Source organism: Paenibacillus sp. lzh-N1, assembly GCF_002872435.1.
Classification (GTDB): Bacteria; Bacillota; Bacilli; order Paenibacillales; family Paenibacillaceae; genus Paenibacillus; species Paenibacillus polymyxa_C.
This window is the reverse complement of record NZ_CP025696.1, coordinates 3,306,310-3,317,045: the sequence shown is the minus strand read 5'-3', so window position 1 is coordinate 3,317,045 and position 10,736 is coordinate 3,306,310. Positions and strand designations below refer to the sequence as shown.

The following is a 10,736-nucleotide window of genomic DNA, read 5'->3' as shown; positions in this document are numbered from 1 at the left end:
TAGAGAAGATGGAGCGAAATAATTGATGGAAAATTTTAATCAGGCAATTAAGCGTATTTCTGCAATAGATTGGAGTTGTATTGGAAACAAACAAGCAAGATCACATGTTCATTTGAGTAAAGAATACTTAAGAAGAGCATCAATATTCCTCCAATATTATCCTGGGCCTTGTAGGTATCCTTTTATTATCATTTCAAATTCGATAACTAAGTCACAAGTGAGTGTTGATGAATTACAAATACTAAAGGAAATTGACAATAGTTATGTTAGAGAAATTGTTACCAGTTATATAGAGTTAAACGCACTCATTGATGAAGGAAATCAAATTGCTATTGATAATAAAGATTTGTTTGAGCCAGCAATAAAGCTATATGAAAGAGGTGGCCTTTTCTTTATAAGGGGAGGTTATTTGAATGTAGTTGGTGCTACTGATTTTCTTTCGCTTGCAAATCGAGTTAAAAGGGAACCACTTGATATAAGTGATGAAATCTTGGATGCACTTGACAATGAACGTATAGAGTAACCATTTTTACATTTTTTCGGTTAGGTGAACTACCCAGTGCTGAGTAAGTCATCTGCTCTACCAAAGACTTATATAGCTCATGTAATACCCGTATAAAGACTTTTCTTGTTTACTTAAACACACATTGATGATTAAAAGCATAACCTTAAAAAGTCTAAAGTTTACAATAAACAGGTCGATTATGGTCAGAAGTCACCATTATTGACCTGTGTTTTATGCTTTCACTTATTTCTCATTTCCTAAAATTACATTAATATAATCTAAAGTTCCCAAATGAAATTAACTATATAAAATTCATTTTATGGAAAATTAGGGGAATAACTTAGAAGAGGGCTTGCACAAACTGGCTCTGGGCACTATCAAGATGTTACCCGATGCGGAATTTTGGGCAAATTAGAAAGTCTCACTAAACAGAAGATTAAAAAAAATTTAATGATGACGATCTAAATTTACATTTAAAAAGGCCAATTTCCTCTTAGAAAAATTAGATGAATAAAGATTAATATGGTCGAGTATAAATTCTTGCGAGATAAGGTGATATTGCTATGAGTTTACCAAAAATTATTTTAGGAATACCTGGTTATTGGGAAACAAGAGATGAATTTATAGAGGCAATGGCTCGAAAGGGAAACGGTTTTATATATGCAGGTAGCCATATCGGAAACCTTAATAATCCAAAAGATTTCTTTGACGTAGAAATGAGTGAATATAATCCTTATGTTGCAGAAGCTTTCGAGGTAGCTGGAAATGGCTCATTTAAAAGGGAACATATTGATCAATTAAATGAACATAAAAGTATCATCTATCTTTTGGGTGAGGGCGGTTCTATAGAAAAAGTTTTGGATATTATGGAGGTTGCTAGTGCTGTATTGCATGCAGGAGGAATGGCTGTAAATGTTGAATCTTCTGGAAGAGCAAGTACAAAAGAGGAATGGTTAGAAATAACAAGTAGCAGGGACATTGCTCAAGTTTTTACTGCGTTTATTCAAATGTCCCGCGAAGAAAACACATTTTACACTACTGGTATGCACAGCTTTGGTTATCCTGATGTACAAACAACTTCTGAAGACATAACTGGGTCGGAAGTGTCCACATTATTCAGGATATTTTGTTTATATAACCTTGTAGAAGCTCCAAAGATCACTGACGGAGAAACATTTAGTACAGATCCAAGCTCTCCAATCTATCTATTAAAGCATAAACAATGTACAATGTTTGAGGAAGAAGATCCATTCTATAATCCATTCGGAGTATGGAATTTAATTCGAAATCACCGCCCTAACAATTAAATTTTTTCATTTGATACCCAGTTATACTTAATAAATTCTTAGAGGCTTATTCTACTTACTATTATGAGGAGGAATAAGCCTTTATTTTGTTCAAGACCAGCAACTAATAACTAGCCCTCCAACCGCCTAAACTAAACTCAACAAAAATGCACCCCCTAGCACTCATCGGACAAACCAAAAGGTTTGATCCAATGTCTATACTAGGGGTGCTCTTCTAATCAAGAAAATTTGCTTTACCCCTTAACCGACCCGGCTGCGATTCCTTCCACAATCCGGTCACTCATGATGAGGAACACGAGCAAAATGGGCAAAATGCTGATCATCAACGTGGCTCCGATTGCTCCCCAGTCGGTCGTATACTGTCCGATAAAGTTCTGAACGCCGACGGTCAGTGTTTTATTTTCATCTGAGCTGATGAACGTATTGACGAAAATAAACTCGTTCCAGTTGTAGATCATGTTAATAATAGACGTCGTTGCCATGACGGGGGTGGTCATGGGCAGCACAATTCTGAAGAACATCCGGTTGACGGAGCAGCCGTCCATAACGGCCGCTTCTTCCACTTCACGGGGCAGGGCATAATAGAAGCCCAGCAAGATCATCATTGTTGTCGGCAGATTAAAAGCGACATACGACAGGATGATGGATACCGAAGTGTCTGTTAAATGCAATTTGAGAAACATACTGAATAACGGAATCAAGGTGGAATGGACTGGAATCATGAGTCCGACCATAAAAAGTCCTAGGACCAGCTGACTCCCTCTCCACCGCATACGTGTAATGGCAAACGTAACAAAGCTAGCCAGCAGCACTGTCAACGCCACAGATATGACTGTGATCCACACACTATTGAAGAAATACCGTCCGATATTGCCGCTGGTCCACACATTCATATAGTTTTCCCAATGCGGCTGGGACGGGAGTGCAAACGGTGGAAGGTTAAATACTTCCTGATTATTTTTAAGCGAAAAAAGCATCAGCCACACCAGCGGTAAAAGCTGCGTCACCGCTAAGATGATCAAAAGTATATACAAAGCGGCATAACCGACCCGAGTTAACATTTTGCCGCGGGTAGCGACTCCAAGCGGATAGTTGGCGGCTGCCTGGGTTTTCATATCCGTTTCCTCCCTCTTTCTGTCCTCTGTTACCCTGATCTAATGGCATGAGTGTTCTATGAATACTGGATGGTGTCACTAGTGGCGGTCACCTTACGAATCACCCACGTAGCAATCAGGCAGATGAGCAGCAGAGCAAAGGCTGTAGCGCTGCCATATCCGAAATCAAAGCTGCGGAACGCCTGGTGGTACATGTACGAAGCCATCACCTCACTGGCTCCGTTCGGCCCACCGTCCGTCATGACGTAGATCAGGTCAAAATATTTGAGCGAGCCGACAATCGACAATATGATCGTCACGTTGATCACCTCGCGCAGCAGAGGCAATTTGATACGAGTCGCAATCTGCCAGGCACTGGCTCCGTCGATGCGGGCAGCCTCCATCAGCGTTTCGGGAATGTTTTTCAGCCCAGCATAATAAATCAGGATATAAAAGCCTGCATATTGCCAAATAATCGGGATGAACAAGGCGAGCAGCACCAGCGACGGATTAGCTAACCACTCGGGCGGGTTGTGAACTCCGACTGATGCCAGCAAAGAATTCAGCACGCCGTTGGTCGGATGATACATTTTGAGCCACAATTGAGCGATCGCTACAGAAGACAGCAGCATGGGAATTAAATAAATTTTCCGCAGCAGGTTCGCTCCCTTGATTTTTCCTGACAAAATCATTGCAACGACCAGATAACCGATCAGACTGACGCCTGAAAACAAGGCCAGCAGCAGCGAATGCCAGGCACTTTGCCAGAACGCCGTGTCTGTGAACAAATGTTGATAGTTGTCCAGCCCTACGAAAGTCATAGGGCCGATTCCATTCCACTGATTCAGGCCGTAATAGCCGGTCAGTACGATGGGCACATAAATCACGGCAAATAACAGCAGCAGGGAAGGCAACACATAGAGAGCAATGACGAGCTTATTGGACATGACCTTTTCCACGGTCAGACCTCCTTAGGTGGTCAATTTCAATTTCCTTTCTCGATGGCAGCCTTATGCTGGTCGGCAAATTGTTGCGGTGTCACCGCTTTACCAAACAACGCCTGAATCATATTCAAATGTACCTGCGCTGCATTCGGCTTCATTTGTACATCAGCGAACAATGTAATGTTGCTGGCTTGGTTCAGCCCATTCAGCAGATCGACATACAGCTTGGGCAATTTTTCTTTAGAGGTGTCCACCTTCGTCGCCGGAATAACGCCCGCCTGTGTGACCGATTGCTCTCCCCATTTTTCTACGAAGTATTCCACGAACGCTTTGGCTTCTTCTTTTACTTTGGAATTTTCCGAAACAAACAAGCCGACTCCCGGACCTCCTACCCAACTGTTCTCGTTGCCCTTGCCGCCTGCAACCATCGGGAATTTAAAGAAGCCGACTTGATCTTTAAACGCTTGCGGGATTTCGGGATTAGTCGTAAAATTCGGCAACTCCCAAGTAGCCATCAAATACATCGCCGCTTTGTCGTTCATAAACTCGGATTTTCCTTCATCATTGGACAAGCCGTTAAATCCTTTGTTAAAGGCGTTCATATCCACCAGCGTCTGAATTTCGGAGGCCGCCTGAATTAAACCAGGGTCATCGAATGATCCTGAGCCGTCAATTGCTTTTTTCAGCGTTTCGCTACCTGCTATACGGTCTGCCAGATACATGTACCAAAGCGAACCCGTCCAGCGGTCTTTATTGCCCAATGCAATCGGTGCAACTCCATGATCTACAAGTGTTTTCACCACCTGCTTAAATTCATCAAATGTCGCAGGTACCTTCAAGTTGTATTTTTGGAATATGGCTTTATTGTAATAAATGGGTGTTATGTTCAATTCGATCGGAAGCGCATACGTTTTACCATCCAGCGCATAGGCATCGGTCGTTCCCGGTACGAATTTGTCCTTCAGCTTGGAACCTTGCAGCAGGTCATCCATCGGCGTAAATAATCCACCTTTAACGTAAGGCTCCATGAAGCCCGCTGCCCAAGTGATGCCGATATCTGGCAATTCGTTGGAAGCTGACAGCACTTTGAGTTTGTTTTTGTATTGTTCATTTTCCAGCACTTCCTGCTGAATGACGACATTCGGATGATCCTTTTGGTATTGATCTATAATCTGGGTTACAAGCTTGCTTTGCTGTGCCGAGCTTCCCTCTGGCCATAAGTGCATCATTTTGAGCGTAACCTTGCCCCCAGCTCCACTGGAACCGCCTTGCCCATCCTTACCAACACCACAACCGGACAGCACTAGCATGAATGACAGCAGCAGGGTCAACCCAGCAACCCATTTTCGATGAGAACGCTTACGAACTGAATACTCGTTGGACATCGTTAGACCTCCGTTATTGTAATTATATTTTTTGTAACCGTTATCATTTGTAAGTTTAGCACTCTATTTCTGCTTCCAACAGGGTACGCTCATTGGGTATAATTCCACTTTTATTGGGTTGTGAGCAGCCTATATGTCAGTAAATATTCTCCGGTCCTTTACGCATCTGCTGCCTATAGCGGCTGGGACTTACCCCCTCGGTCGCTTTGAATACTTTAATAAAATATTTATCTGTCCGGTAGCCTGAGCGCTCACCGATTTGGGCAATCGTCAACTGGGTATGCAGCAGCAGCTCCTTAGCCCGTTGTATCCGTAGCCTGTGTAGATATTCGCTGAAGGACAAACCACTTTGCTCCTTAAATAAAACACTAAAATAGCTGGCATTCAGGTGTGAATGCGCTGCAGTCTGCGCCATCGTAATGGGTTCGTGAAGATGCTCTGCCATAAAGGTGAAGGCTCGCCGTACCGGATCGCTAAGCGTAGTCGCTTGGAGGTCAAGCTCTAGCAGAACAGGGTCAGCCAGCTTGTCCAGCTTCTTGTACCGCTGCCGTTCCTCTTCCAGTTGAAGTGCTTCATTTACCGCATTCAGCAGCTCCTGCTTATCAATCGGCTTGAGCAAATAATTAACGGCTCCGAGACGAAGCGCCTGCTGGACATAATCAAACTCCGCATATCCCGAGATCACAATGATCGCCGGGCGATGTGAATCCCGTTCCAGAGAACGGATTAAATCCAGCCCGCTGAATTCCGGCAACCGGACATCTGTAATCAGCAGATGCACCTTCTCCGCTTGCAGCATATGTAATGCCTCCAGGCCATTCCCCGATGTCATAATCCGGTATTTCCCGGCGGTCCACTGCTCCAGTGTCTGATGTATCCCCTGACGTGTTCTTTGTTCATCGTCCACAATAACAATGGTCTTGGATGAAAAACTCATTCCTACCGCCCCCCGTATTCATCAGGAATTTCAAAAGCGACCACCGTTCCTTCCTGCACAGCACTGTAGATCAGCACGCCGTCCGTTGGATAAGATGCACTGTCATAATAGAGAGCAAGCCTGCGCTGCACATTAACCAGTCCCATACCGGTTCCCTTGCTCTGACAGGCAGATCCCTCGATCAACGCTGTACGCACAGCTGCAAGTTCCTCCTGTGTCATTCCAGGTCCGTTATCTACAACCTCGATCCTAGTCCAACCCAACCTCGCCGAAGGAGTGATTCGAATTTCAACACGGCCATTGCCGATGCGATTTTCGACACCGTGTAAAATTGCATTTTCTAGAATGGGCTGGATCAGCAGCTTAGGAAGTGGAATTCTTGCTGCCCCTGGTGGCATATGAATTTGCCAGCTCAGACGTTCGCCCAGACGCATCTCCATCAGTTCCAGATAACGACGGGCTTGTGCTATTTCTTCCCCAAGTGTCACCCAAGAGTCATGGTGAGCCGGTTCGATCACATAACGAAACAGCCGCGACATGGACACCATCAGCCCGGCAAGCTCCTCCTCTCCTTTTTCTTGCAGCGACCAATTGAATGCATCTAGCGTATTAAAAAGAAAATGCGGGTTGATCTGCGCTTGCAGTGCTTTAAGCTCGGTCTGGCTTTGTAAAGCCTCCTTCTCGCAAATGACACGGATCAATTCATTGATATCGACAATCATCGTGTTGTACTCTGCATTTAATTCCCGTAATTCAACCGCTGCTGCAGGTTCAGGATTCAAGGCCAACGCTCCTTCCCGTGAACGGCGCATCGCCTGAATCAAGTGACCTATCGGTCTGGTAATCAACGTTGACAGCATAAAGGACATGAACAGGAATAACACGGCACCTAGAGACGCCGAAATAATAAGTGTCGTCCGTAAAACCGTAATTCCTTCTGTGACGACGCTAACTGGAATCAGGATCAGCAGCGACCAGCCGGTCCGTTCCGATTGCTGAACTGCCTTCACATACTCGCGCTCTCCAATATGAACCGTCTGTGTCTTGCTGTGCAATACATCTAACAAATTAGTCTGACTCATAGGCTCACCCGACAGCAGCTGCCCTCGGCGATCTACAAGCAGCATTGTTTCATTTGCTTCTTCATGGGTCGCTGACGTACCATTTAGCCCAAAATAACTTCGTTCCATGCGGGTAATCAGATATCCTCCGCGTGAAAACCAGCGATCCACCAGGCTCACCTGCCGAATCGCCAGCAGCGACTGGGGATTTTCAGGATCTATGCCGATCCAGACCAGCCTGCCTTTCATCTCATTGGCTTCCCGAATGTCCGCCTGTCCGATACGATCCTCCAGACTGCCTTCTCTAATCGGAAACAACATCTTCCCTTCAGCGGTATACAGCTCCAGCGAGCCAACGCTCGGCATATAAGCCTGATAGCTATGCATCACTTGCAGTAGCGATTGACGCTGTCCGAAAGTCACCTTGCCCCCATTACGCTCCTCCAGCAAAATATGCTGAACAGATGGATGATTCGCCACTTGTTCCGTCAGGCTGTCCATCTGGCCGATTAATGCATCCAGTCTGCCGCTTGCTTGTACTGCGGTTTGACCAATATGCCGTTCGGCACTGTCTTTCAACAGGTGAGAGACATTGAGATAAATAAACGCTCCCGCCACACTCATCATAATGAGCATTACCAATATAAAGCCGATAAAGATCTGATTACGCAACGTGTTTAATGGTTGAAACTTTGAACGCATAAGCCTTCTCCCCCTGAATCATCGCAGAAAAGTCAATAATGATAACGCTTTCTATTTTTCTATTCTAGCGCATCGTTCCCCTTTGTTGGCATCTTTTTAGCAGAGATTAATTAAAACGGCCAGCCCTCTTTGAAATCATTGCGTTTGATAATAACACGTAATAACGATATATATTAAAAAAAGCCTTAACAAAGATAACACCTTATCCTTGTTAAGACTTCGTCTGCATTACCAGTAGCAATCCTCAGAGTTACATTCAATGCCAGGGTTCGGACATTATCTTGTGGATAACGAAGCCCATTTTTGCTCCAGCCACTGATCAAATTCAGCACCCTTGTCGCCTTCATATACGTCATAAATATCGACTCTCATCTTGTGCAGCTTCTCGCGAAAATCATTATAGGTATGGTCGGCTGGCAGGCTTTTTTTAATGCGCACCAGAATCTTCGTCAACCCCTTAACAAGCTCACCCTCTTTGCGCACAGGCGGCTGTACGTTTTCGCCCCATTCCTGTAGCTTGTGGTAAGCAGCTTCCTGAACGGCATATACCATATCATTATTCATTCGGTGCGTCAGCAAGTCAATCGTCTGCTGGTTCTTCCATGCACCCAATTCATTCACCGCTGCTAGGCGCGCTTTCCAATCGGAGGTTCGGTTTGCAGCCACCTTAAGCTGCTCATATACTTCTGCAAATTCCTGCTGAGTTTCGTTGTTTTCCAAAATAATCTCATCCTTTTCTAAAAATCACTACACTGCTGTTCATCACGATTGCCGTTTGTTAAATATAACATACTTGCAGGTCTTCTACTAAAAAAGATCATTATGAAGTGCATTGGAGCCACAGCCAATAATATGAACAAGAAAGAACCCAAGGCTCCGCCTCAGGCTCACTGGTGCAGATTAACAACTGAAAACCTGCGTTGGTACAGTTTTTTTATATTCGGCATGCTCGATAATAGCCATATTTAGTAAGAAAATTTATAGAAAATCGGCACGTGCTGGTGTAAATGCATCTAGCAAAATTCCGTCATCCTCCAGCGGGATACAGCCATGAAGAGTGTCGGATGGAAAATGGATGCTGTCTCCTTCTTTAACAGTCTGCACTTCCTTGGTTTCCCCATTATCGATCATGAACTTAAAGCTTCCCTTCAAAACATAAGTGACTTGTTCATGGACATGCTTATGCAACAGGATCTCCCCAGTTTGGGCTTTAGCAAACATCACTTTGACATACATAAGCTGGTCACTGTGGGCCAGCACTTTCCGGGTCGTATTACTGTCTACTGTATCCATTTGAATATCTTGGTCATTAAAAAACATGAATCATTCCTCCTCATTTAGAACCCAATTTATTTAGATGAGTTATTTTTAAAGATTCATAAATCGATTTAGTTTAAAACCAGCGGAAAATAAGCCAAAGTAATCCGGAAAGGGTTGTAAAGTCGGGATCGGCGAATGTCACTCCGTCGGCACCCAAAAAAGAAAAGAGCGGCAAGGTGAGAGCCGGCAGCAGACAGAGCAAGAATCCATTAAGACAACTGGAAATGACTGCCCCTCTAAAACCACCGCTGGAATTGCCAAATATCGCGGCTGCACCGCCAGCGAGAAAACAGGCCATGATCCCCGGTACAATAACAGGCAGTCCGATAAGCGGGAAAACAAAAACGCAGGCCACACCTGTGAAAAAGCTGACCAAGAAGCCTACCAACGCGGAATTGGGTGATTTGTCGAACAGTACCAGAACATCCACCCCAGGAACTGCTCCAGGTGCGAACACTTGGGAGAACCCCTTGAAAGCGGGTACAATTTCAGTCGTGAACAGCTTAACACCTGCTTTTGCGATATACAAGCCAGCAGCAAAAGTGGCTGATTGTTCGAGGATAAAGACAAGGTATTCTTTGCCGTTAGATAATTTGCTGACATATTCAGAACCAGCAACCAGTCCAGATACCAACAAAAGCACCAGCATCGTCAAGGTTGTTGCCACATTGGGATCACGCAAAAAACTGATGCGGTCATTTATTTTTACATTTTCGGTGTCATGTTCACGATTGCCTAAAACTTTTCCTAAATAGGTACCGAGAATGTAAGAAGTCATGGAAGCATGAGCAATTGTATATTCATCCGATTTGATAATATTTTTGCTGGCATTTCGGAGCAGGTAAGGAAACACTGCCATATAGCTCCCAATGACCAAGGAACCAACGATGATTGTAGTTAGCGAACTGAGACCCAGACCTTTCATAACGGCTGTAGCGGCAAAGCTCATGAACAAAATCAAGTGGAGAGACAAATAAATGTACTTGAACTTGGTCAGGCGCGCAAGCACGATGTTAAGGATCATGGAAAAAAGTAGAATGAGCGCAGCATCCGCCCCGATCTGATCAATGGTCAGTGCCATGATAGCTTCATTGCTTGGTACGACACCTTTAAGGTTGAACGCAAAAGAAAATATTTGGCTGAAGTTGGTGAGCACGCCTCCTAAAATTCCGCCGCCGACCTTAATCATGGTAAAGCCCATGAAAGAAAGGGTGGTTCCGGTTATGATCTCGGATACTTTCTTCCTCTGGAATATGAGACCGAGTAATGTCACAATCGCAATAATGATGGATGGCTCCCTGATAATGCTCATAAACATTTCCATAATGATCCCGACCTTCTTTTCTTTTATTTTTCATTCTTACTAAATCGATTTAGTAATGCTTGAAAAAAATTTCCCTTCCGGGAATGTAAAAAGAAGTAGAACTGTTTTTTTGTGAATTATATCACAAATCCAATCATAAATTTCCGTTTATGGTTCA

Annotated in this window: 10 protein-coding genes; 2 read left to right on the top strand and 8 right to left on the bottom strand. The window is 44.3% G+C overall.

Annotation, left to right across the window (positions count from 1 at the left end):
• Nucleotides 1-25 precede the first annotated feature (25 nt).
• Both C0638_RS15050 and C0638_RS15045 read left to right on the top strand, forming a co-directional pair.
• Nucleotides 26-523 (top strand): hypothetical protein, encoded by a 498-nt coding sequence (locus tag C0638_RS15050; protein WP_025676078.1) that lies wholly within the window; start codon nt 26-28, stop codon nt 521-523.
• Nucleotides 524-1,068: 545 nt separating this feature from the next.
• The gene (locus C0638_RS15045) at nt 1,069-1,812 is read left to right on the top strand and encodes a DUF4261 domain-containing protein (RefSeq protein WP_058711319.1); all 744 of its coding nucleotides are present in this window, start codon (nt 1,069-1,071) and stop codon (nt 1,810-1,812) included.
• 233 nt (nt 1,813-2,045) lie between these two features.
• On the opposite strand, the gene C0638_RS15040 is transcribed toward C0638_RS15045, so the two are convergent.
• The 8 genes from C0638_RS15040 to C0638_RS15005 all read right to left on the bottom strand — a co-directional run bounded on the left by C0638_RS15040 (nt 2,046) and on the right by C0638_RS15005 (nt 10,579).
• The gene (locus tag C0638_RS15040) at nt 2,046-2,927 is read right to left on the bottom strand and encodes a carbohydrate ABC transporter permease (protein WP_058711318.1); all 882 of its coding nucleotides are present in this window, start codon (nt 2,925-2,927) and stop codon (nt 2,046-2,048) included.
• Between the two features lie 56 nt (nt 2,928-2,983).
• Nucleotides 2,984-3,865, bottom strand: coding sequence for a carbohydrate ABC transporter permease (locus tag C0638_RS15035; protein ID WP_040103139.1), 882 nt, complete (start codon nt 3,863-3,865; stop codon nt 2,984-2,986).
• Between the two features lie 26 nt (nt 3,866-3,891).
• On the bottom strand, nt 3,892-5,235 hold the full coding sequence (locus C0638_RS15030; protein WP_013372489.1) for an extracellular solute-binding protein: 1,344 nt from the start codon (nt 5,233-5,235) through the stop codon (nt 3,892-3,894).
• A 136-nt stretch (nt 5,236-5,371) separates the two neighbouring features.
• Entirely contained in the window at nt 5,372-6,172 is an 801-nt protein-coding gene (locus tag C0638_RS15025) for a response regulator (protein WP_058711317.1), read from the bottom strand.
• 2 nt (nt 6,173-6,174) lie between these two features.
• Nucleotides 6,175-7,935, bottom strand: a complete 1,761-nt coding sequence (locus tag C0638_RS15020; protein ID WP_058711316.1) for a cache domain-containing sensor histidine kinase — start codon at nt 7,933-7,935, stop codon at nt 6,175-6,177.
• 276 nt (nt 7,936-8,211) lie between these two features.
• Nucleotides 8,212-8,655, bottom strand: coding sequence for a HEAT repeat domain-containing protein (locus C0638_RS15015; RefSeq protein WP_025676084.1), 444 nt, complete (start codon nt 8,653-8,655; stop codon nt 8,212-8,214).
• A 258-nt stretch (nt 8,656-8,913) separates the two neighbouring features.
• A complete protein-coding gene (locus C0638_RS15010; protein ID WP_025676085.1) occupies nt 8,914-9,255 on the bottom strand; it encodes a cupin domain-containing protein in 342 nt (113 codons plus the stop codon).
• A gap of 73 nt (nt 9,256-9,328) precedes the next feature.
• On the bottom strand, nt 9,329-10,579 hold the full coding sequence (locus C0638_RS15005; protein ID WP_013372494.1) for a PTS ascorbate transporter subunit IIC: 1,251 nt from the start codon (nt 10,577-10,579) through the stop codon (nt 9,329-9,331).
• Nucleotides 10,580-10,736 lie beyond the last annotated feature (157 nt).

Bases quoted from the DNA above. Each gene is read 5' to 3' on its own strand.
- C0638_RS15050 (WP_025676078.1), top strand. From the start codon at position 26: ATGGAAAATTTTAATCAGGCAATTAAGCGTATTTCTGCAATAGATTGG.
- C0638_RS15045 (WP_058711319.1), top strand. From the start codon at position 1,069: ATGAGTTTACCAAAAATTATTTTAGGAATACCTGGTTATTGGGAAACA.
- C0638_RS15040 (WP_058711318.1), bottom strand. From the start codon at position 2,927: ATGAAAACCCAGGCAGCCGCCAACTATCCGCTTGGAGTCGCTACCCGC.
- C0638_RS15030 (WP_013372489.1), bottom strand. From the start codon at position 5,235: ATGTCCAACGAGTATTCAGTTCGTAAGCGTTCTCATCGAAAATGGGTT.
- C0638_RS15025 (WP_058711317.1), bottom strand. From the start codon at position 6,172: ATGAGTTTTTCATCCAAGACCATTGTTATTGTGGACGATGAACAAAGA.
- C0638_RS15020 (WP_058711316.1), bottom strand. From the start codon at position 7,935: ATGCGTTCAAAGTTTCAACCATTAAACACGTTGCGTAATCAGATCTTT.
- C0638_RS15010 (WP_025676085.1), bottom strand. From the start codon at position 9,255: ATGTTTTTTAATGACCAAGATATTCAAATGGATACAGTAGACAGTAAT.
- C0638_RS15005 (WP_013372494.1), bottom strand. From the start codon at position 10,579: ATGGAAATGTTTATGAGCATTATCAGGGAGCCATCCATCATTATTGCG.